11 protein-coding genes and 1 pseudogene are annotated in these 25,494 nt (G+C 43.8%); all 12 read left to right on the top strand.

Going from position 1 to position 25,494, the window contains the following annotated elements:
• The first annotated feature begins 21 nt into the window (after positions 1-21).
• The 12 genes and pseudogenes from BWI44_RS05690 (at position 22) to BWI44_RS05635 (ending at position 25,275) form a co-directional block, all read left to right on the top strand.
• Positions 22-4,014 (top strand): SUMF1/EgtB/PvdO family nonheme iron enzyme, encoded by a 3,993-nt coding sequence (locus BWI44_RS05690; RefSeq protein WP_195208212.1) that lies wholly within the window; start codon positions 22-24, stop codon positions 4,012-4,014.
• Between the two features lie 85 nt (positions 4,015-4,099).
• A complete protein-coding gene (locus BWI44_RS05685) occupies positions 4,100-4,843 on the top strand; it encodes a DAHP synthetase I family protein (RefSeq protein ID WP_044534281.1) in 744 nt (247 codons plus the stop codon).
• A gap of 7 nt (positions 4,844-4,850) precedes the next feature.
• The gene (gene ccsB, locus BWI44_RS05680; protein ID WP_229036041.1) at positions 4,851-7,253 is read left to right on the top strand and encodes a c-type cytochrome biogenesis protein CcsB; all 2,403 of its coding nucleotides are present in this window, start codon (positions 4,851-4,853) and stop codon (positions 7,251-7,253) included.
• A gap of 300 nt (positions 7,254-7,553) precedes the next feature.
• Positions 7,554-8,693 carry a glycoside hydrolase family 88/105 protein gene (locus tag BWI44_RS05675; RefSeq protein WP_044533280.1) on the top strand — a complete coding sequence of 380 codons (1,140 nt, stop codon included), beginning with the start codon at positions 7,554-7,556 and terminating at the stop codon, positions 8,691-8,693.
• A gap of 22 nt (positions 8,694-8,715) precedes the next feature.
• Positions 8,716-12,822 (top strand): two-component regulator propeller domain-containing protein, encoded by a 4,107-nt coding sequence (locus tag BWI44_RS05670; RefSeq protein ID WP_195208210.1) that lies wholly within the window; start codon positions 8,716-8,718, stop codon positions 12,820-12,822.
• 149 nt (positions 12,823-12,971) lie between these two features.
• Positions 12,972-14,195, top strand: coding sequence for a glycoside hydrolase family protein (locus tag BWI44_RS05665; RefSeq protein WP_195208209.1), 1,224 nt, complete (start codon positions 12,972-12,974; stop codon positions 14,193-14,195).
• 19 nt (positions 14,196-14,214) lie between these two features.
• Positions 14,215-16,655 (top strand): annotated as a pseudogene (locus BWI44_RS05660) (glycoside hydrolase family 2 protein).
• 4 nt (positions 16,656-16,659) lie between these two features.
• Entirely contained in the window at positions 16,660-17,826 is a 1,167-nt protein-coding gene (locus BWI44_RS05655) for an alginate lyase family protein (protein WP_195208207.1), read from the top strand.
• Positions 17,827-17,838: 12 nt separating this feature from the next.
• Entirely contained in the window at positions 17,839-19,146 is a 1,308-nt protein-coding gene (locus BWI44_RS05650) for a glycoside hydrolase family 88/105 protein (RefSeq protein ID WP_195208206.1), read from the top strand.
• Between the two features lie 6 nt (positions 19,147-19,152).
• Positions 19,153-21,324, top strand: coding sequence for a polysaccharide lyase 8 family protein (locus tag BWI44_RS05645; protein ID WP_195208205.1), 2,172 nt, complete (start codon positions 19,153-19,155; stop codon positions 21,322-21,324).
• 109 nt (positions 21,325-21,433) lie between these two features.
• Positions 21,434-23,704, top strand: a complete 2,271-nt coding sequence (locus BWI44_RS05640) for a glycosyl hydrolase family 95 catalytic domain-containing protein (protein WP_195208204.1) — start codon at positions 21,434-21,436, stop codon at positions 23,702-23,704.
• A 14-nt stretch (positions 23,705-23,718) separates the two neighbouring features.
• Positions 23,719-25,275 (top strand): hypothetical protein, encoded by a 1,557-nt coding sequence (locus BWI44_RS05635; RefSeq protein WP_115501617.1) that lies wholly within the window; start codon positions 23,719-23,721, stop codon positions 25,273-25,275.
• The last annotated feature ends 219 nt before the right edge of the window (positions 25,276-25,494 follow it).

Below are 25,494 nucleotides of genomic sequence, written 5' to 3'. Positions count from 1 at the left end.
TTAACTTTAGAACAAAGTATTATGAATAAGAAATTATTAGTAATGTCTGTATGCATTGCCCTGTCGCTTCCCACTATGGCACAGCGAAGGGCGAGTGCGAAGGTGAAAGCGCCTGCTACGTGGGCGGAAAGCATTGCTGCGGCTAAGAATCAGGCCCATGCGGAAATGCAAAAGACCTGTTTGCCGGTTGCATCGAAGGTAATTAAGGCAAAAGAGGCGGCAGTGCCTTTCTCGGCGGATATAACCGGACTGGATGAAATGGTGCTTTATACCTGGGGTACTGTAGATGGTACAGGAGATGATCAGGCTGTATGGGCAAATGCTAAATTAGTAGCGACAGATGGCTCTTCGGTTTGGCTGAACGACTTGAGAAGTACTTTCAAGAAAACAGGTAGCGGCAATCTGCGTTTTAATGAGAATGCCAAGGGACAGGATGTAGTCATGAAAGGCAAAACCTACAAACGCACGATCATGGCAAATGCCAATGCGCAAATCGTGGTTCCTCTGGATAAGAAATATACCCGCTTTGAGGCGGAGATCGGATTGGAGAACCGCTCTTCTGCGGGTACGGTGATTTTCCGTCTCCAAGGGATTACCGGTGCCGGAGCTGCTTCGGATCTCGTTGCCAAATATCCGACTGAGGCTACTTTGTTTCTGCCATTCGGTGGAAGCGATATGAAAGCGTTGGTTACGACCTATGATGCCGGTATCGAAAAACATATAGCAACGGAAGTTATTAATCTGTTGAATGATAAATCTTATTTCACTGCCCAGGTTGCACAGATTGTTTCTAAACCAACCTTGGACGATCAGGTTATCGGCTATTTGAATCTGGCACAGGAGGCTATGAAAGTATATCAGTTGCAGGAATCTCTGTGTTGGTTGAATATGCGTGCCATTGAAGAGGCTTATAATGACATGGTAAAAGATGCCGGTTATGATAAGAATACGAACCAGGCCAAGCTTGCCGAACTGAAGTTACTGACCGGAAAAGGTTTCTCCGGTATTTATAAAAATGAGGCTTCTGCCTTGGAAGCTGCCAACAAAGCTTTGCAATTGAAGCGTGATATCCTGCTGGCAAATACAGCGCTGGATATGGATAAGATCATTGTCGGCCGTTATAAGATAGGTACTTCTGCCCGTCAGGTGAATCCGCGTGCCCTGGGTACTCAGAATAACAACTGGTCCAACCAGACTTCCGCTTCACGCGGTGGATTTAATGCTGAGATTGCGGAGTTATCCAACTTGCGTGGAGATGTTAAGACCCGTACTATCTTTAAACCTACCAACGGTTCCTCTGTGCCTGATTTGAAATTACATTGGGATGCTGACCGTTTGATGTTCTCTATGGTAGATACCGACCGCCGCTGGCAAGTATTTGAAGTGAAATTGGATGGTACCGGTTTGAAGAAACTCATAGAGACTCCGGAAAAGGATTTGGAATTCTTTGATGCTACTTATTTGCCTTCCGGTAAGCTTATCGCTGTATCCAATATCGGTTATAACGGTGTACCTTGCGTGAATGGTAATGACGAAGTAGGTAATATGTGCTTGTATGATCCGAAAGATGGTTCTTTGCGTCGTCTGACCTTTGACCAGGATGCCAACTGGGCACCAACGGTTATGAATAATGGCCGTATCATGTACACACGTTGGGAATATACGGATTTGACCCACTATTTTTCCCGCTTCGTAATGCACATGAATCCGGACGGAACGGAACAGAAGTCTTTGTATGGTAGTGGTTCTTACTTCCCGAACAGTACGTTCGATGCCAAACCGCTGCCCGGTAGTTCGTCACAGTTTATCGGTGTGATTTCCGGTCACCATGGTGTGACACGTTCCGGCCGTTTGATGTTGTTTGATCCTTCAAAGAGCCGTAAGTCAGAGAAAGGTATGTTGCAGGAATTGCCTTTCCGCGACCGTAAGATAGAACCGATTGTAAAAGACCGATTGGTGGATGGCGTTTGGCCTCAGTTCATCAAGCCTTATCCATTGACGGATAAATATTTCCTGGTTACTGCTAAGCTGAATGAAAGCGCCCTGTGGGGAGTCTATCTGATCGACATATACGATAACCTCACGCTGATTGCCGAATTTGAAGGTGAAGGCCTTATTTGTCCGACTCCTGTAGTGCAACGTCCGGTACCTCCGGTGATTCCTGAAAAGATTAATCTGGCCAGTAAGGAGGCTACCGTATTCATTCAGGATATATACGAAGGTGAAGGTCTGGAAGGTGTGCCTCGTGGTACAGTAAAAGCATTCCGTGTGCTTGCTTATGAATATGCTTATAACAAAACTCCGTCCGACCATTGGGCGCAGGGTATTCAGAGTGGTTGGGATATCAAGCGCTTGCTGGGTACCGTTCCTGTAGAAGAAGACGGTTCTGCGATATTTAAGATTCCTGCCAATACGCCCATTTCATTGCAGCCGTTGGATTCGGAAGGACGTGCCATTCAGTGGATGCGTAGTTGGTTGACCGGTATGCCGGGAGAAACTGTTTCTTGTGTAGGATGTCATGAAGACCAGAACCAATTGCCTATACCGAAACGTGTGAAAGCTTCGGCTATGGCACCTCACGAGATTACGAAGCCGGAAGGTGGCGTACGTTCTTTCACTTTTGATCTGGAAGTACAGCCGGTGCTGGATCGTGCTTGTATTGCCTGCCACGATGGTTCTAATAAACTGGCTGACTTTACAGGTGGAAAGATAGATAAGTTCTCTGGTTTTGGAGTCAGTTACCTGAATCTGCATCCTTATGTATATCGTCAAGGTCCCGAAGCGGAGATTGAAGTGCTCGATCCGTATGAGTATCATGCTTCCGTGAGTCCGTTGATCAAAATATTGAAGACGGGACATCATGGAGTGGAACTGACCGACAAGGAATGGCAGGCTCTGTACAACTGGATTGATTTCAATGCTCCTTATCATGGCAAGTTCAAGGCCAATGAATTTAAGGGAGTAGAGCAAATCAGTCGCCGTACGGAATTGACGGAGAAATATGCCCGCTCCGGTGTAGACTGGCAGTCAGAGATCCGTTCGTATGCCAAATACCTGGAAGGACAAGAGAAACCGGCTCCAGTGAAACCGGAAAAGAAGGAGTATAAAGACAAGGATGTAAAAGTCAAAGGCTGGCCGTTTGATAAAACTGCTGCCCAGGCTATGCTTGCTAAAGAAGGAGAAACGAAGATGAGCATTGAATTGGCTCCGGGAGTAAAGATGAATTTTGTCCGCATTCCTGCCGGTTCATTTGTGATGGGTAGCAATAGAGGCCATTCCGATTATTCTCCTGCTCATAAGCAGGTTGTGAAGAAAGGATTCTGGATGGGTGAGATTGAAGTCAGCAATGAACAGTTTCGTACAATCTTTCCGGAACATGACAGCCGTTTCATTCGTCAGTTGTGGAAAGATCATGTACACCAAGGATATCCTGCCAATAACCCTGAACAGCCTGCCATCCGTGTGAGCTGGGAAGAGGCAATGGCATTCTGCAAGAAACTGAGTGAAAAGACAGGTAAGACCGTCACTCTGCCTACCGAGGTTCAGTGGGAGTGGGCTTGCCGTGCAGGTAGCGACGGTGAGTTTTGGTATGGTTCTTTAAACACAGACTTTGGTAAGTTTGAGAATCTGGCCGACAAGCATCTGAATCAGATGGCGGTAAGAGGAGTGAATCCGATGCCGATGCGGGAGACTGACCCTTGGTATAAGTACTACACTTATCAACCCAAGGAGAATGGTGTGGATGACGGCAATATGCTGATGGTGAAAGGCGGCGGATACCAGGCTAACGCGTGGGGACTCTATGATATGCAGGGTAATGTTGCCGAATGGACATCCTCTGATTATCTGCCTTATCCTTACAATGAAAAGACGCAAGGAATGGGTACGGAGAAAGTGGTTAGAGGCGGATCATGGAATGATCATCCAAAAGCGTCCACCACATATTACCGCAGATCGTATTTGCCTTGGCAGAAAGTATATAATGTAGGCTTCCGTGTGATTATCGAAGATTAATATGTGATTGAATAAACCGGCGCCTGAACTCTTGACAGGAGAGATTGCGCCGGTTTTTTTATGAATTGATATGGAGAATGGAAATATGAAAACTATAAGTTTAGTGGCCGGTCCGTGTAGTGCGGAAAGTCGTACACAGATGTTGGAAACAGCAAGAGGACTGAAAGAGATAGGCGTTGGCACTTTACGTGCCGGCTTGTGGAAGCCCCGTTCGCGCTGTGGAACATTTGAGGGAGTTGGCGAAGAAGGACTGGACTGGATGCGAGAGATACAACAGAAACTGGGACTTCGGGTTATGACTGAGGTGGCACTTCCCTGCCACGTGGAAGCTGTACGGAAAGCCGGTCTGGATATGATCTGGATTGGTGCACGTACTACGGTCAACCCTTTTATGATGCACGAACTGGCAGAATCCCTGCGCGGGTGCGATATGCCGGTATGGGTGAAGAATCCTGTATGTCCCGACGTAGACTTATGGATTGGTGCGGTAGAACGCCTTCAACAGGCCGGACTGAAAGACATCCGCATCATTCATCGTGGCTTCTGCACGGTAGATAGTTCTCCTTACCGCAATGCCCCCCTTTGGGAGTTGGCGGAACGTTTTCATACTCATTTTCCTGAATTGCCTTTCTACTGTGATCCGAGCCATATCGGAGGAAAACGTGAATTATTGGCGGCTATTTGCAAGAAAGCCATATCTTTGCACGCCGACGGTCTGTTTATCGAGTCGCATTGCTGTCCGCAGAAAGCTCTTTCTGATGCTGCCCAGCAACTGACGCCACCGGCACTTGCAGAATTGTTGGCTATGTTGAATGTTTCAATTGAATGATACACACATGAAAAAAGTAAGCTCCTCCCTGAAAGCGATGTTCACTTCGTGGAAGATAACATTGATATTGCTGGTGCATTATGTGATTCTGCTGGCTGCCGCAACTTTTGTCGAGAAGGCGCAAGGGACGGCGATGGCAAGGGAAATAATCTATAACAATCCGCTTTTCTATCTTCTGCAATTTCTTTTGATTCTCAATTTCTGCGCTACTGCCTGGCAAACCCGTTTGTGGAGCCAGCGCAAATATGGAGTCTTACTGTTGCATATCTCCTTCATTGTAATCCTACTGGGAGCATTGGTGACTAATATGTTCGGTTTTGAAGGCATTGTGCATATCAGGGAAGGAGAAACCGTGTCCCATATGCGTACAACGGAAGATCAACGCCCGTTACCTTTTTCCATCCGCCTGGATGACTTTAAGTTAGTTCGTTATCCCGGTTCTCACAGCCCTTCTTCTTTCGAGAGTTTCCTTACCATTCATACGGAAGAGGGAGAACGGAGCGAACACATCTACATGAATAAGGTGATTTACGAGCAGGGATACTGGCTCTACCAGTCCTCCTATGATGCTGATGAGCAGGGTACCATCCTGACCGTCAACAATGATACGGCAGGAACGGGTATTACGTATGCCGGATATCTGTTGCTGCTTGCCGGTATGTTACTGACCTTGGCAGATAAAAAGTCCCGTTTCCGCCAACTGGCAAAACAATTGAAACAGGTGACTCCTCTTTTGCTACTGGCTTTTCTTCCCACCCTTTCCTTTGCGCAAAAGGCTGAAACGGAACATCTGCTGAAGAACACCATCCCTGCGGAACAGGCTGAACAATGGGGACGAATGCAGATACAATGTCCTACAGGCCGTATTGAACCTGTAGATACTTATACGGACAAACTCTTGCGCAAGATCTACCGTAGCGATACTTTTGAAGGACTTAGTTCCGAACAGGTCATTATCGGTTTTCTTATTAATCCGTCTTACTGGGGAAATATTCCTTTTATCCGCCAGACTAATAAAGAATTGCCGCAAGCTTATTCTCTGCCCGAAGGTAAATATATCCGTTTCTTTGATGTATTCAGTGAAGATGGCAGCTATCTGATTTCCGATGCCGTAGACAAGGCATATTCCCGTCCGGCAGCCGAACGTTCGCGGCTTGAAAAGGACCTGTTGAAACTGGACGAAAAGATTAATATCCTGTATTCCCTGCAACAAGGAAAGATGTTTGCACTGTTCCCGTTGCCGGGAGATACAAGTGGTAAATGGTATTCTCCGGGAGATGATTTAAGCGTGTATTCCGGGAAAGACTCTCTGTTCGTATCGAAAATCATGCCGTGGTATCTGGGAGAAGCCTTTGATGCCTTGCGCACCGGTACATGGGAGAGTGCGGGAGAGGTGCTTTCCATGATGAACGTGTATCAACAGAAGCAGAGCGACACACCTCTGCTGACGGAGAAGCAAGTGTCGTGGGAATTGTTTTATAATAAGGCACGGTTGTTCTTCTGGTCGGCTATGGGGTATATGGCTGTCGGGCTGTTGCTGTTGATATTCGCTGTCGGGCAGTTGCTGAAACCTGGACGCTGTCTGCTGAAAACCATTATCATTCCCTTGGTGACGCTGGTTGTGCTGATCTTCTTGTTGCATACTTCCGGCATCGGTATTCGTTGGTACATATCCGGGCGTGCCCCTTGGGCCAATGCTTATGAATCCATGATATATGTTGCCTGGGCTACAGCGTTGGCGGGACTTTTGTTTATCAAGCGTTCCTCCATGACGTTGGCTTTGGCAGCTTTCTTTGCAGGTATCATCCTGTTTGTTGCCAACCTGAACTTCATGGACCCCGAAATCACTCCTCTGGTTCCGGTGTTGAAGTCTTATTGGCTGATGATACATGTGGCTGTAATTACGGCAAGTTATGGCTTCTTCGGTATCAGTTTTCTGCTCGGACTGCTTACTCTTGCATTCATGAGTGCCGGCAATCCGTCGAAAGTAGCCTTGTTGCAGCCCCATATCCGTGAACTCCGCATCATCAATGAAATGTCCCTGCACATAGGGCTTTATCTGCTGACGGCAGGTATCTTTCTCGGTGCTGTTTGGGCAAATGAGTCGTGGGGGCGTTATTGGGGCTGGGATCCTAAAGAGACTTGGGCATTGATTACGATGGTGGTTTATGCTTTTATCCTGCATGCACGCTTTCTTCCCGTTCTCCGTTCGGATTATGCATTCAGTGTCATGTCCGTACTGGGTCTTGCTTCGGTACTGATGACTTACTTCGGTGTGAACTACTACCTGTCCGGCCTTCATTCGTATGGCGGAGGTGATACGCCGCCGGGGCTGACTGCCGTGTTCATTACGTATGCCTGCGCTTTTGCGCTGATGATTTATGCAGGGTATAGTCAGCGTAGGCAGTAAGTTTCTTATTCTTTCTCACCCCTTTGAGAATATTTGCTCAATGCGATGAGAAAGAATACTCAATACGATGAGAAAAAACTCTCGCTACGGTGAGTATTTGATCTCAATAAAGCGAGAATTTGATGATTGTGGTGAATCTGTCTGTCAATCTCTAATTCTATCGCTGAACTATCCTATCTAAGAGGCATATATACGCTATTTTGAGCTAATAGTTCAAGCATTTGGAACGATCTTTCAAACCCTTCAGACCCAAATTCCCTAATTTTGCCATAGTTATTAATCTGCTAACAATACTATGGAATGAAGACGCACAAGATCTTACTTATCCTATTTGCCGCCTTTTCAGGCTGGTGTGGAACAATGAACGCTCAGGATGCCGATTTGAAGAAACGTATGAAAGATGCCGATCCGAAAGTGATAGGTACGCGTATAGTCAATAAGTTCCTGGTCACCCCTCATACCCGCTTTGGAAATCCGCGGGCGGAAAAAGCTCCTAATTATGTGACTTATCCTGATGCCTGCACTTGGTTGGGCGCCTTATGGTTCAGTAAAGCCGTGAAGAATAAAGATATGCAACTGCGGCTGAAGGAACGCTTTGAACCCTTGTTTACTACAGAAAAGAATATGCTTCCCCGCATGGTGCACGTAGACTATAACGTGGTAGGCGCTGTTCCCCTTGAAATCTATATGCAGAAGTTAGGCGATCGGAAATACTTCGATCTCGGAATGAAATATGCCGATACCCAATGGGAAGTTCCTGCCGATGCCAAGCCGGAGGAGAAAGCGTATGCCGAGCAGGGCTATTCCTGGCAAACGCGTGTATGGATTGACGACATGTTTATGATAACCACCATACAGTCGCAAGCTTATCTGGCTACGGGTGATCGGAAGTATATAGACCGCGCCGCTGCTGAAATGGCGATGTACCTGGAGAGGATACAACGACCGAATGGTCTTTTCTATCACGCTCCTACAGCCCCTTTCTTCTGGGCACGTGGCAATGGTTGGATGGCTGCCGGAATGTCCCGTTTGCTTTCCGTACTTCCGAAGGATAATCCGAACCGCCCGGTTATTATGGAAGCCTATAAAAAGATGATGGCTACCTTACTCGAAAATCAGGACCCCGATGGAATGTGGCACCAGTTGATCGATGAACCCGCTTCGTATAAAGAGACTTCCGGCACGGCAATGTTCACCTATGCCATGCTGGTGGGTGTGAAACACGGTTGGCTCGATAAGAAAACCTATGCTCCTGCCGCAACAAAAGGATGGTTGGCATTGGTTTCATATATCAATGATGAAGACGAGGTAACAAACGTATGCGAGGGAACCAATATCAAGAATGACAAGAACCATTACATGAACCGCAAACAAATCACCGGTGACCTGCACGCTCATGCTCCATTGTTATGGTGCGCTACGGAGTTGTTGACGAAATAAGCCTATCACATTTTTTTGACCTATGAGAAAACATATTCTTTTGCTGATAACCTTGTTAGTAACCCTGGAAGTAACTGCGCAGAATAATGAGAACTTCTATTTCTCAAACCTGAATCTGAAAGATGGTTTGTCTCAGATATCTGTGCTTAAAATATTCCAGGATACCAAAGGTTTCATCTGGTTTGGTACGCGCAATGGATTGAATCGTTATGATGGCAGTGAGTTCGTGATCTATAAACATGATCCGAAAGACTCTCTGACCTTGAGTGATAATCATATCTGGAGTTTAGCCGAAGATAACGACCGCAATTTGTGGATTGGTACGGCACGCGGATTGAATAAACTCGACCTGAAAACCAACCGTATCAAACCGTTTGTTGACGAACGATACGGTGCTTTTGCCAAAAGTGAAGTACGCTGCCTGACGGTAGACTCCCGTAATCGCCTTTGGATAGGAACTACTAAGGGGCTGTACCTGTATGTGCCTGCAATGGATGTATTTCAGCGTATAGACCTGAACGGGAAGATCAAAGATGAATTCATCTCTGTAGTCTACGAAACGAAGCAGCATCAGATTCTGATAGGTACTTCTACGAAAGGCCTGTTTGTCTGCGATATGAACATGAAAGTGCAACGGCAGCTGACTACCCGGACGCCGGGACTTCATCTGCTTGGCAATAGTATCTCTACTATCTATGAAGATTCAAACGGAACGTTATGGGTAGGAAGCGGACTGAGCGGATTGTATCGCATAAACTTTGAGAAAGAGGAAATGGTGACCTATCATAAGGGTAACAGTATTCTAACGAGCAATAGCGTCAGAGCCATATCAGAGTTGCGCGGAATGTTGCTTATCGGTACATTCGACGGGCTATATACCATCGATCTTTCTACTAATTCTTTCTGGAAACATACAGATGCTTCCCTTGAAAAGGGGAATCTGAGTCACTTTTCCATTTATTCGTTGTTTGTAGACAGGAGCCAGACGGTATGGGTGGGGACGTATGCTGGCGGAGTGAGCTTCTCCAGCCGCTTTAACAACCGCTTTGATTTCCATGATCCTGCTACGGTGTTTGATGCATTGTTTGGGATATACGGTTGTATGGTTTCTACTCCCGGAGGTTCTTTATATATGGCAACGGAGGGCAGAGGGCTGCTCGATTATAATCTGGAAAACAGGCAGTATGCGTATTATCCGATAGATAAGGCTTCAAAGTTGCAGTACAGTCAGAATATTATAAAAGGGCTTCTGTTGGAAGATGATATACTTTGGTGCGGAACGAATAAGGGATCTATCTATCAATTCAATACCCGCACTAAGAAATATACGTTCTATTATCAGCTGCCGGGGGAGATGTCCATTTACTCCATGCTTCGTGATAAGGATAATAGTCTGTGGATTATAACTTCCGATTCGCGTATGGGAGTGATGCGTTTGTCGGATAAAAAGGAACTTCAGAAACACTTTCCTGTAAATGGCGGAAAAGACAGTTGCCTGTTTGCCAGTTCGCGATGCATACTGAAACTGCGTGATGGGGTAATGTTGATTGGCAGCCGTAATGACGGCCTGATAAAGTACGATGTAAATAGGGAAGAGGTGGTTTACTATGATACGGATGAGAAAGAGCCTCATCGGTTGCTTAGTAATTATGTGACGGGTATTGTGCGTGATACTTCCGGTCGTATCTGGATTGGTACGTTCGGCGGTGGTATCGCTTTGTACGATGAAGAGAAAGGAATTGTAAAGACCGTAACAAAGGAACAGGGATTGATTGAGAATGATATCTGCTCCATTGTGGAGGATAACGACAATAACCTATGGATCAGCGCGAACAATGGTATTTCGAAATACAATCTGAAAACAGAGGAGTTTACCAATTACAATTCTTTGAATGGAATCGGAGTCTATGAGTTTACTCCCCATAGTGGTTTGTTACTGCCCAATGGAGAAATTTGTTTTAGCGGTAACAATGGCTTTGTGACCTTTAATCCGCAGGAGTTGCAATTAAATTCTTTTGTACCGCCATTGGTATTCACGAAATTGGTAGTGAATAACCAAGTGATTGAACCGGAAGACGAAACGAGAATATTGGACACCGTGCTGGACGGTATGGAAGAAATAGAGCTGAGTTATAATCAGAATAATATCTCTATCGGTTACTGCGCACTGAACTTTGTCTTTGCCCGGCAGAATCAGTATGCCACTTTCCTGAAAGGCTACGATAAAGACTGGAATTATATAGATAATCGTCGGGAAGCCTACTATACGAACTTAAGTCCGGGAACCTATGTCTTTGAAGTGAAGGCTTCTAATAATGATGGAGTCTGGAGTCAACAGACACGTAAGATACGCATCATTGTGCATCCACCCTTGTGGAAAACCTGGTATGCTTACCTGTTTTATGCCATTGCTTTTGTCTTTATAATGACACTCATCATGTATTATATATCGAAGAAGCAAAAGCTGGAGCGTGAATTGCAATTCAAACAGAAGGAGAAACTGCAACTGGAAGAGTTCCATCAGGCGAAGATACGTATGTTTACCAATTTCTCCCATGAACTCCGCACTCCGCTTACATTGATTATTGCACCTTTACAGGATCTGGTGTCTATGCCGGAATTTTCTTCCAGTGTGAAGAATAAGCTGAGCCTGATATTCAGTAATGCTCAACGCCTATTGCTGCTCGTGAATCAGTTGATGGATCTGCGCAAGAACCAGGAGGGTAAATTGAAATTGCATATTGCCAAAACGGATATGAATCTGTTCCTGCAAGAGATTTACTATGCCTTCAACCATCTTGCAGCAAAGAAATCCATAGAATTTACTTTTGAGAAGAGTGAGGAGAGAATGTCGGCATGGTTTGATAAGTCTATCGTGGAAAAGGTGGTCTTTAATCTCTTGTCCAATGCGATGAAGTTTACTCCGAATAATGGTAAAGTTGTGTTCTCATTGTCCCGGTGTACCTTTGCCGAACTTCCGTCAGAACAGCAGGCGGAATTGAATAAGATGCCTGCCGATACCCGGTTTGCCTGTCTCTCGGTTACCGATTCCGGGAAGGGTATTACGGAGGAAGATATGAAGAATATATTTGCACCTTTTTATCAGGGTGAAGATGACAATAAAGAGAATGTGGGTACGGGTATCGGTTTGAGTCTGACACGCTCTATCGTACTTCTGCATAAAGGCACTATTTCCGTATCCCATAATCAGCCTACGGGTACGATCTTCAAGGTTTATATTCCGATCAGCAATTCTGTCTACGGCAAGGAGCAATTGGTGGAGGATGATGAAGAGCAGGTAGTGGAGGACGTTATTCCGTCAGCCAAGGAAATGCATTTTGAGATAGAGAAGAAGTGGACTGTACTTCTGGCGGAAGATAATGATGAAGTAAGAGCTTACGTCAAAGAATGTCTGGATCCTTATTTCTATGTGCTGGATGTAAACAATGGTAAGGATGCACTGGAACTGAGTCTGGAGAAATATCCGGATTTGATACTGAGTGATATCATGATGCCGCAGATGGACGGACTGGAACTGTGCTCACGTGTGAAGCAGGATTTACAGCTTGGGCATATTCCGGTTGTACTGATGACGGCCAAGTCCATGGTGGTTCATATCAAGGAAGGCTTTTCGGTGGGCGCCGATGACTATATTGTGAAACCTTTCAGTATGGATGTGCTGATTTGCCGTATCAACAGTTTGCTGGAATCCCGTGAGAAACTGAAGAAACTATATGGAAAGAAGTTCTCTCCGGAAGCGATGGGTATCGAGATTGTTTCGGGGGATGATCGGTTCACGCAGAGTTTCTTTGAGATTATAGAAAAGAATATTTCTAATCCGGAGCTTGGGGTAGACTTGTTAAGTCAGGAGTTAGGGTTGAGTCGTGCCAACTTGTATCGGAAACTGAAAGCGGTAACGGAGCTTTCTCCAACAGAGTTGATACGTAATAAACGTTTGGAAATAGCTGCCAAACTCTTGTTGGAATCCAGTTATACGGTTTCTGAAATATCGGTCTACACAGGCTTCAATAGCCATGCTTATTTCACCAACTGCTTCAAGTCATTTTATGGCTATTCACCTTCAGAGTGGGTACAAAGGCATAATGATAAGGGAGAAACTCCCAAATAGCTTATGTTTTACATATCGTTTGGAATAGAATCTCAAATGAATAAGACAATATTGAAAGTTGCGCTAAGATAAATCGCCTATCTTAGCGCAATCTTTTTATGGAGAATTTAATCTTTAAATCAATATCAACATTAGTAAGAATAACTATTATGAAATTTAAAACAGGATTAGTATCGTTATTGGTCGTATGTGGAGCATGCAGCCAAGCGACAAAAGAAACGGATGTCGTAAAAGACAGTTTTGATTTTGCCGGACAGCAGTTGAAGTATGCATTTACACAAATAGATTCTGCAAAAGCAAGTATGCCGGAGGAACAGCTGAAAAGGAAGCCGGTTTCTCCCCGCACGATAGAAGATAACGGTACCTTACGTTTGGTAGCATCAAGAGACTGGACCAGTGGTTTCTTTCCCGGTGAATTGTGGTATATGTATGAGTATACACAAGATGATTTTTGGAAGAAACAGGCACAGGCATTTACCGCTAACATAGAAGACCAGAAAACGAATGGCGGAACGCATGACATGGGATTCAAAATGTACTGTAGCTTTGGTAACGGTTATCGCCTGACCAATGATGCAAACTACAAAAATATCCTGTTGGAATCTGCTGCTACATTGATTACCCGCTATAAGCCAACAATTGGTTGTATCCGTTCCTGGGATCACAGCCGTGACAAGTGGCAATGTCCGGTTATTATCGATAATATGATGAACCTTGAATTGCTGTACTGGGCATTTAAGGAAACCGGTGACTCTGTGTATTATAACATTGCAAATACACATGCACGCACTACAATAAAAAATCATTTCCGCGATAATTATAGCTCTTATCATGTAATCGATTATGATACAATCACCGGAGACGTGCTTCATAAGCATACGCACCAGGGATACAATCACGAATCTGCCTGGTCAAGAGGCCAGGCATGGGGCTTGTATGGCTATACCATGTGTTATCGCGAAACGAAACTTCCGGAATTCTTGTCGCAAGCTGAGCACATAGCCAATTACATCTTTACCAATCCTACCATGCCGGAAGATATGGTTACATATTGGGACTTTGATGCTCCGGGTATTCCGAACGAACCGAAAGATGCTTCTGCTGCCGCAGTGATGGCTTGTGCCATGTACGAATTGTCCATGTATAATCCGGAGAAAGCAGCATTATACAAGAAATGGGCGGATACGATTGTTGAGAGCTTAAGCAAGAACTATCGTGCGCAATTAGATGGTGACCGTGGATTCTTACTGCTGCACAGCACAGGTGCGCACAACTTTGAGAGAGATGTGCCTTTGGTTTATGCAGACTATTACTTCCTGGAAGCTTTGCTTAAGAAAGCTAAATTAGAGAAAGAAGGTACGGCTATTCTGTAAACGTGGAGAATCAATAGGTATGAGACGTATAATTGCATTGTTAGTGATGAGTTGCTTTGTTGCAGGTACCTTTGCGAAGGTACCTGTGATGGGCAATAAGATCCGGTTAACGGATAACTGGGAGTTTCTCCGTCAGGATGTGGGCAATATCTGGGAACTGGTACGCCCTATAAAGAAAGGCCAGCCGGAAGAGCAACCTATATGGACAAAAGTGACGTTGCCCCACTGCTTTAATGCGGAGGATGCTGTTGATCCGGATTTGAATTACTATCAGGGACCGGGATGGTATAAAACACGCCTGAAGCTGGATAATCCATATCCTGACGGACGGGTGGTATTGGAATTCGAAGGAGCGGGACAGAAGACGGATGTATATGTTTATATGACCAAAGTGGGTAGTCATGTTGGTGGATATGATAGTTGGAATGTAGATATAACAGATGCCGTGCGAGCTTTTCTGGCAAGCAAAGAGGCTGAACGTTTTGGAGGTGAAATTCCATTAAGTATTCGTTGTGATAATACCCGGGATGCTGAAATGATACCTTCGGATTTATCGGACTTCAATTTGTATGGCGGCATTTACCGTTATCTGAATCTGGTGTATCTTCCGGAAGTCTCCGTGACTTCTCTCCGGATAGAACCGGCATTGGACGCTAAATTGAAAAAGGGAATGTTAAAGGTATCCGGTACATTCTATAATCCTGCGGATGTGCGTGAAGCACTGGTGGAAGTTACTGTGAAGAATGCTAAAGGTGAAGTGGTATCTGCCCGTACGTTGGATAAAATAACTCCGTTGGGGGATTTGGATATGCTGGATATTCAGATTGATAAACCACAACTTTGGGATGTAGATCATCCGGTATTATATACTTGCGAGGTTACTGTAACAGCCAATGGACAGAAAATAACAACGAGTGAACGTTTCGGTTTCCGTTCTTTTGAGTTTATAGATAAGGGCCCTTTCATGCTGAATGGAAAGCGTCTCTTGTTGAGGGGAACACACCGGCACGAGGATCATGCAGGAGTAGCTGCTGCCATGACTGAGGAACAGATGATACAGGAAATGAAAATGATGAAAGAGATGGGTGTGAATTTCATCCGTCTGGGGCATTATCAGCAATCTGAAATCATTTTGAATCTTTGTGATGAACTGGGCATTCTGGTTTGGGAAGAAATTCCCTGGTGCCGTGGTGGTGTGGGGAATGAAACTTATCGCGGACAAGCGAAACGTATGTTGACGAATATGATAACCCAGCATTATAATCACCCTTCAGTGATAATCTGGGGATTGGGTAATGAGAATGACTGGCCGAATGACTTTCCTGAATTTGAACAACGTGAGATACGGAGCCTGATGAGTGAGTTGAATACACTGACACATCATCTTGATGCCGAACGTAAGACAGCAATTCGCCGTTGTGCATTCTGTAGCGATATTGTAGATGTATATTCTCCTTCTATCTGGGCCGGTTGGTATCGTGGGGTTTATACAGATTATCAGCAGATGTCCAAAGAAGAAATGGAGAAGGTAAAACATTTTCTGCATGTAGAGTGGGGGGGGATAGCCATGCCGGACGTCATGCGGAGGCTACTGCTCCTATACGAAAAGAAGGTGAAAGTGATGGCGATGCGGCTCTGAACGGTTCGGCTCTGGTGTTGAAGAAAGGAGACTGGTCGGAAAGTTATATCGTTAAGCTGATAGATTGGCATTTGAAGGAACAGGAGAATATGCCTTGGTTGACCGGTGCTGCTTATTGGCCGTTTAAGGACTTTTCCACACCGGTGCGTCCGGATAATCCGGTACCATATATGAATCAGAAAGGAGTGGTGGAACGTGACTTTACGAAAAAGGAAAGCTATTACGTATTCCAATCCTATTGGACAGAAAAGCCTATGGTACATATCTATGGGCATGGTTGGCCTGTGAGATGGGGAGATGCCGATGAAGAAAAAGAGGTTTTGGTTTACTCTAACTGTCCATCGGTGGAACTGTTTGTGAACGGACAAAGCCAGGGGATACGCAAGCGTAATAGTCAGGATTTTCCCGCAGCGGGTTTGCGCTGGAATGTGAAGCTTGCTAAGGGGCAGAATACATTGCGTGCAGTGGCTGCTGGAAAAGAAGTTCTTGCTGATGAATTGAGCTTTGAATATCAGACCGAGAAGTGGGGGAAAGAACATGCATTCCGGGTAACTTCTACTTCTAAAGAAGACGGAATTGTTGAAGTTGAAGCCCAGCTGGTAGATAGTAATGGTATCAGGTGTCTTGATTCCAGGGTTTTTGTTTCTTTCGATATTGCCGGTGACGGAGAACTGATACAGAATCAGGGCACGGCAACCGGTTCCCGCAAAGTACAGGCACGTAACGGGCGGGCACAAATCCGGGTTCGTACGCAAGGCGGTACTTCCTGTGTAGCTGTAAAAGCTGATAAAGTCCAAACATCATTTATAACGGTGCAGTAAGATTATGAAAAAGGTAGGTATGTTATTTTTAGGGATCTGTTCTTTTCTGGCTATTTCGTGTACATCGGATAAAGACGGTAAAGATTTTGTGAAGTGCGTTTTAAAGCAGGGTATACTGGAACGTGCCGCTATGAATATAAAGGAGGAACCGGTAACGGTTACCGCCTTTATAGCGGAACGCAGTGCAGGGGATATACATGATTTTTATTCGGAGGGTGATTATTGGTGGCCGGATACTTTGAATCCTGACGGACCTTATGTGCGTCGGGATGGCGAGACCAATCCGGATAATTTTGTAGCTCATCGTCATGCTATGATACGTTTTAGTTCAATCGTAGGTAATCTGACTTCTGCTTATTTATTGACTCAGGATAAAGAATATGTGGATGCGATACTGACGCATGTGCGTGCCTGGTTTGTGAATGAGTCTACGAAAATGAATCCTAACTTGCAGTATGCGCAAGCTATTAAGGGAATTGCTACAGGACGTGGTATTGGCATCATTGATACGGTACATCTTATGGAAGTAGCCCAATCGTTATGGCAGTTAGAAAAGCTTGGAGTATTGTCTAAGGATGATATAAAGTCTACTAAACAGTGGTTTGCTGATTATTTGAAATGGATGTTCACACATCAGTATGGCATAGACGAGATGAATGCTAAGAACAATCATGGAACTTGCTGGGTGATGCAGGCTGCTGTATTTGCCCGTTATGCCGGTGATAAGGATATGATGGATTTTTGTAAGCGGCGTTATAAAGAAGTACTTTTACCTAAGCAGATGGCGGAAGACGGTAGTTTTCCGTTGGAGGCAGCACGTACGAAACCTTATGGTTATTCTTTATTTAATCTGGATGCCATGGCAACAATATGCCAGACGCTTTCGGATAAGAATGATAATTTATGGACTTATACGGCAGAGGGGGGTAAGAATATGGAGAAGGGTATTAATTTTATCTATCCCTATGTCGTTGATAAAGAAAGCTGGATTTATACGAAAGATGTAATGTATTGGGATGAATGGCCGGTAGCGCATCCTTTCCTGATATTCGGTGCGCTACAGACTCATAATAAAAATTGGCAGTCAACGTGGGAGAAGTTAGAACATTTTCCTGTAACCGACGAAGTGGTGCGTAATCTGCCTGTACGTAACCCGTTGATTTGGATTTAATCAATAATGACTATGATAATAACACGGAAAATAATAGTAGGAGTTTGTATCGTATGTGTAGTCGGTACAAGTCATTCTTCTATGGCTCAAAACCGGGTAGTTACTCAACATACAGCCGGTACGGTAGTGGAAGGAGAGGTTACTATGCTGGTTACTCAGGAGACTACTACCCGCTATCGGCGAACTACTTCTCAGGGAGTGCCGGAAGCTAAACTGGGATATACACCCGGAGTTACTCCGAAATATTTAGCTATACCTTTGTCGGAAACACTGATGACGAGATATCCGGATTATCGGATGGCTTACTGGAAAGATTATACATATGTGCAGGGATACATGTTTGAGGCTATGGACCGTTTGGGACAATTAACAGGTGATAGCAGGTATCTGGAGTATATAAAGAAATATATGGATCATTTCGTCGATGAAGCGGGTAATTACAAAGGAGGCGGATTAACGAATCTCGATAATTTTATGACAGGTTCGGCCTTTTGTACATTATACGGGCGTACGGGTGATGAGAAATACAAGAAAGCTGCCTTGCAAATATTGAAAGCTGTGGATCAGTATCCCAGTTCCGATGGACAGTTTTGGCATGGAAACCGGAGTCCTAATATGTGGATAGATGGTGTTTTTATGATGCAGATGTTCCTTATACGTTGTGCACAATATGTAGGAGAAGCTGATTATTGCTATGATGTGGCATGTAGGAATATTATTACTGCTGCCCGTCATTTGCAACGCTCGGATGGACTTATCCTTCATGCATGGACTACAGAGCCTGAAAAGGCTGTGTGGGCGGATAAAACTACTGGACTGTCACCGGAGGTATGGAGTGAAGGTATGGGGTGGTACACTTTGGTGGTACCTGAATTACTGGCTTTACTACCCAAAACACATCCGAATTATCAGCAGGTCCTTGATATTTATCTGAAAATGTGTAAAGGGCTGAAAGAAGTGCAGGATAAGAAGACCGGTGGTTGGTTTATGGTTGTGGATAAAGGAGATAATCCTTTAAATTTTGTAGATCCATCCGGAACTGCTATGTTTGTATACTCTATTCAGCGTGGTGTAGAGTTAGGGCTCTTAAAAGCAAAGGAATATACTCCGGTTGCATATAGGGGATATCAAAGTCTCTTTCCTTTTATACAAGTGAATGACAGAGGCTTACTGGATGTGATAGGAGCATGTGATGGAGTTGTGATTAAAAAGAATTTTATAGAATATGTTACTGTTCCCAAAATATTGAATGCCAAAGAGGCTGTTGCCGGTATATTGTGGGCGGCTGTTATAATGGAAACAGAACAATTGAAAAAATAAACAGGAATGAAAGTTTTGCGTAAACTGGTTATAATTAGTCTATTACTTGTATCTGTTACTGTACAGGCAAGTGGTGTGGATGAGTTGGTGTGTATCAAGCAAAATTATGCCCGAATGTTGGTTCCTTCCGGTAAAGATCCGTTTGGCTTATTGTCCATCCTTTCGTCTATTCAACCGGAAACAGAGATTTCGGATCAGGTTGTGGTAGAGTTACATCAGCGATATCCTTTTGATTTAAAGAAAATAGAAACTTATCTGTCTTCTTTCACGGAAGCCGGAACATGGCCGGATATTAATTACGATGACAAAAAGCGTTCTGGCTGGGAACCTAAAATTCATGCGGAACGTATTCTGGAGCTGGTAAAGCTCTATAACTCTGATCAGACTTCCTACTATCGTTCTTCGGAGGTGGAAGCGGTTATTCATAAAGCTTTGAATTATTGGTTTACTGCTAAACCTGTATGTTTGAACTGGTGGTATAATCAAATAGGTATTCCTAAAACACTGGGTACGGTTTTTATCTTGTTTGAGAAGCAATTGACCCCTGTGGAGAAACAGAACGCTATAACTGTAATGGAGAATGCTAAGTTTGGGATGACCGGACAGAATAAGGTATGGCTTGCCGGAAATGTGATGATGCGTGCATTATTACAGAATGATTATGAGTTGGTAAAGATGGCGCGTGATACCATTGCATCTGAAATAGTCACGGGTGGAGCAGAAGGTATAAAAGACGATTGGTGCTTTCACCAGCATGGTGCTCAGCAGCAGTTTGGTAATTATGGGCTTTCGTTCGTATCCGGAATGAGTTTCTTCTCTGGGTTATTTTCAGGGACGTCGTTAGCATTTGATGATAAACAGTTGAGTATTCTGAGTACACTGATTGATAAGGGCTATCGTTGGGTAATCTGGAAAGGAATGATGGATGTGAATGCTTTGGGACGTCAACTGTTTCATCATGCTCCCGTACATAAAGCACTGAGTCTTGCATTTGCAGCCTCGGAGTTAGGTGGAGGTGAATCAGATGAGTGCGTGGCTGTGGCAATAGCTTTGCTTCGTGATAATTATCCTGCGCCTGCGGTGAATGTGCTTACAGGACATAAGCATTTCTGGCAGTCGGATTATACAATTCATCGCTGTCCTTCCTGGATGGCGTCTATAAAAATGGCTTCTGACCGTATTATCGGTACGGAAATGATGAATGGCGATAATATGAAAGGGTATTATATGGCAGATGGAGCTACTTATATTTATAAAGATGGTAAGGAGTATCTGGATATTTTTCCTCTTTGGGACTGGCGGAAATTGCCGGGAGTAACAGCTTTTGAAGATAATGCGCCTATGCCTCTGATTAAAAGTTATCAGCCTCGTAATAAAGGAACTTTTGTAGGAGCTGTTTCGGATGGAAAACAAGGAATGACTGTTATGGAATTAGATCGTTCCGGAGTGAAGGCTCATAAGGCATGGGTTTGTACGGATGACTTTATTCTTTGTTTGGGAGCTGGCATACAAGCAGATAGTAATCTTGTTGTTACCACTTCTATAGAGCAATGCCATAAAAATGGGGAACTGCTTTCTTGGGAAAATGCACGATGGAATGTTGTGAATACAAAGCAATCTGCTAAGGGAAAGGAACAGCGCTATTTTCATGATCATACAGGATATATTGTATGGGGCAATAATCATGAAGTTGTAGCTGAAACAGCAAAACGTACGGGATCATGGTATGATGTGATGCAAATGTATCACCCGGAAGAAACACATGGAGAGGTGACTGCCATCTATTTGACGCATGGTGTTGCACCTAAGCAAGGCACATATCAATATTTGATATTGCCCGAAATGGACAAGGAAAATGTGGCTGCTTTTAATTTATCTGATATACGGATACTCCGTAATGATGCTACTGTTCAGGCTGTCTATAGTGAAGGAAATACTACTTGTTGGGTGGCCGCTTATCAGCCGGTACAATTGACTGTAAGTACGGATTTGATATTGAATATTCAAACTCCCGGAATCTATATGATACGGAAAAATGAATCCGGTCGGTACGTAATAAACTATGCCGATCCGACTCAACAGAGAAATGTTGCAGAACTTGAGTTGAATCATAAAAAGGTGCGTCTTTCTCTTCCCGAAGGAAAAGAGAAAGGGAAAACAACTTCTATAGTGGGTTAATGCGTTAAAAAACGCATTTTGAGCCATTTCTCCAAACGATTGAAATAATATTGCAAGCCTTGTTGGTAAGATACGTCTATTTTTGTTTTAGATAAATGATTATAGGACTATGAATACACACAAGGCTTTTATTTTGGGCGTAGCATTGCTGAGCACTATTGGGGTGAAAGCTCAGTTTGCCATTGATAACTATAAAGCTGTCTTTACTTCATCCCCACAGCATGTTCCCACTACCAAAACTCCGGATGCTCCTTTAGCCGGTAATGGAGATATCGGTATCACAATGGGAGGTACTCCTGATAAACTCTGTTTTTATATTGGTAAAAATGATTTTTGGAGGGCTTATCCTGTTTATCCGGGAGGAATTGCGCTTCCGGGCGGACTGGATATTGAGATAAAAGAACTGCAAGGAGCTACTTACTATGCGGAACAATTGCCCGGATCTGCTGAAATCAGAACTAAATTCACAACTCCTCATTGTCAGTTGGATTTGTCTGCATGGGTTGCTGCAACGGATAATAAGATTATCATTGAATTGCAATCGGACAAAGCCGTTACTGCCCATTTGCGTCTATGGGCTGCGGAAGGTAATACTTCGACTACTGCGGGAGGCAAAGATAAAGTAATGTGGGTAAGTCGTTCATTTGAAAATACGGAATTGTTGCGTTGGCCTACTCATGTGGCATTGGCTTTAAACTCAAATTCTGATGAATTCTCCTTGATTCCTGGTAAGAAAGTACAATTGGTTATATCTGTTTATACGAATCATGATACACCGGATTGGAAAGACAAAGCTATTACAGAAGCAGAGAAAGTAACGGAAGCGGGTGTTGAGCAATTACGGAAAGAACATCATTCTTGGTGGAATCATTTTTGGAAACAGTCTCATATTAATATAGGTGATAGTTATTTTGAAAAGTATTACTATCAGTCGCAATATTTGTTTGCTTGTTCTTCCCGTGAGGGTAAGTTTGCACCTGGTATCTGGGGACCATTTGTTACGCGTGACGAAGCGGCATGGGGAGGTGATTATCATCTGAATTATAATTATCAGGCACCTTACTGGGCGTCATTTTCTTCCAATCATATTAGTCTGACGGATAATTTTGATCAACCTCTATTAGATTATATGGAAGCTGGACGGAAGCATGCGCAGGAATTGCTGAATTGCAAAGGTATCTATTATCCGGTGGGTATCGGTCCTAAAGGTTTATGTACAGCTATGTGGCCGTTAACTCCTGAAGAAATGCAGGAAAAGTATTCGACCCGTGAAAATACAATTGATGGTGGTTATAAGTTTCTGGGACAGAAAATCAATGCGGTGTTTAGTGTTGGAAATATGTTGATGCGATATTACAGTACGTATGATGAGGCGTATGCCCGTAAAGTATATCCGTATCTTCTGGCCTGTGCGGATTTTTGGGAAGATTATCTCTCTCTAGAGAATGGACGTTATGTCATTCGTATGGATCATTTCAACGAGGTGATGCCTAATAAACGCAATGGAGGTGTCTGGCGTAATCGGTTAGGTGATTTTAATTCAACTCTTTCGTTGGGTTTGGTTCGTATGCTGTTTCAGGGTGTGATGGATATGAGTGATTTCCTTTCCATTGATAAGATACGGCAATCCCGTTGGCAGGATATTTTGGAGAAACTGAGTGAATACCCATTGGGTATTACAGAAGACGGGCGTCAAAGTTTGAAGAATATGGAGAAAGGACCTCAAGATAAAGAAGTACCTCCATCGGGGCTGAATAGGGTATCTATTCATGGTTTGATTCTCCCTGCCGGTGTTGTGGGACCCATGACAGATGTGGCTTTCAATGCTATTTTGCTGGAAGATGTGGCACATTGGGCGGATAAACAACGTGATCCGAATGATTGGGGAAATACATCTAATAATGGAATTGAAACCTGCTATCCCGGAGCTGTACGTGTGGGGTATCCCTCGGATAAGATTCTATCTTATTTGAAGAAGCGGATTGAGATGGATGTATATCCCAATTCCTGGATTGTGCAAGGTGGGGGAGGTATTGAAACTTTAGCAGCTGTTCCCCTGACTATTAATGAGATGCTGCTACAAAGTTATGAAGGTATTATTCGTGTTTTCCCAAATTGGAATCGTAAGAAGGATGCATCTTTTGAAAATCTGAGAGCTTATGGTGCGTTTTTGGTTACTTCTACTTTGAAAGAAGGACGAATTCAGGGAGTAACCCTGGTTAGTGAGAAAGGACGTGTCTGTAAAATAGAGAACCCATGGAAAGGACGCCCTGTGCAAGTTATCCGGGAAAATGGAAAAGCAGACATTCTTTATGGAGAATATCTGCAAATACCGACTGTGGTGGGTGAGAAGGTTGAACTGAATTTATATACAAACTAATAATTGAGAATAGAATGAATCGTGTAAAGAAACTTGTGGGGGGGATATTGGCGATAACACTTTGTGTAAGTGTATCTGCCCAGACCAAATTACCTCCGGGCTGGCAATCCAGCTATGTGAAAATTACTCCGAAAGGGGAGTTAACTTATTATCCCGATAAACAAGGAAATACGATACCGGATTTTAGCCGGGTTGGTTATCATCATGGTGATAAATCAATTCCTGATTATCCGGTAACAAAAACTGTATATCCTGTGGAAAAAGGGGATAGTCGTCAAAGAATTCAGGATGCAATAGATGAAGTGTCTCGTATGAAACCGGATAAAAACGGACACCGTGGAACGGTTTTGCTGAAACGGGGAGTATATCATGTTCATGGAACCATTCATATAAATACAGGTGGGGTTATTTTGACCGGAGAAGGAGATAATGTGAATGAAACCCGTTTATTGGCTATCGGTAAGCAGCGTTTTTCATTGATAGAAGTATCTGGTAATGGTAGAATGGAGGAAGTATCCGGAACAAGGGTGAAGATTACGGATGCTTTTGTACCAGTGGGAACACACTCTTTTCAGGTTTCTTCTGCTACAAATTTTAAAGTAGGTGATCGTATCATTGTTTATCGTCCGGGAACAGAGAATTGGATACATGATATTAAGATGGATCAGATCGTTGAACGCCAGGGAACCCGCCAATGGACTGCACGGGAATATAATCTTTCTTTCGAACGTGAAATTGTAAAAGTAGAAGGTAACCGTATTTATATTGATAATCCGGTAGTAATGCAAATGGAAGAGAAATATGGCGGCGGTGAAGTATTTAAGTATACATTTGACGGTCGTATCAGTGAAGTCGGGGTGACTAATATGTGTTTGGAATCTGAATTTGAACATTATGAGGATAACGAGCATGGTTGGATTGGCGTTCAATTCGATAAAGTGGAAAACTGCTGGGCGCGTAATCTGACTTGTCGCTATTTCGGGTATTCAGCGGTAAGTTGTGAACGCAATGCGAAGAATGTAACTGTGACGGATTGCCGTTGCCTGGAAACAAAATCTCTGATAACCGGTGGACTGCGATATTCTTTTAATAATTGGGGACAGCAAAATCTGTTCATGAACTGTCAGAGTACAGAGGGGCGTCATGATTATGTGACGGGTGCACGTGTATGTGGTCCTAATGTATTTTATAATTGTACGGCTTCGCAAACTTATGCAGATATAGGTCCTCACCATCGCTGGGCAGTTGGTACTCTTTATGATAATGTGATTACCGATGGAGAAATCAATGTGCAGGATCGTGGTAAAATGGGAAGTGGACATGGCTGGGCTGGAGTAACTCAGGTGCTTTGGAACTGTCGTGTGAAACGTGCTGCTGTACAGAGTCCTTGGACATCAGGACATAATTATAACTTTGGTATGAAGGGTGAAAAATATCCGGGAGTTTTTATCGATCGTCCGGATGGTGTTTGGGAAGGACAGAATGAGAAGAATGTTTTCCCCCGTTCACTTTATGTGGCACAACTGATGGCTCGTCATAGGAATATGGACTTGCGAATACTGACTAAGTAAGCCGGAATTAGCTTGTAATTTGGTGTTGTAAAATCATAGTGCTTGGTAATGTATTGTATAATAGGGTGTTATCTAATTTGTTGTTTACAGTCTATAACACTTTGAGATATAATTGATAGTATTTGATACAATCTTTAAATCTCGTTTGGGAAAATTGTTGTTTGTTTGCGATATGGAAAACAATAATGTATAACTTTAAAAATGATGTATTGATATTAT

The organism is Bacteroides sp. Phil13, from assembly GCF_001940965.1.
Lineage (GTDB): Bacteria > Bacteroidota > Bacteroidia > Bacteroidales > Bacteroidaceae > Bacteroides > Bacteroides intestinalis.
This window is presented reverse-complemented; position numbering and strand designations above follow the sequence as displayed.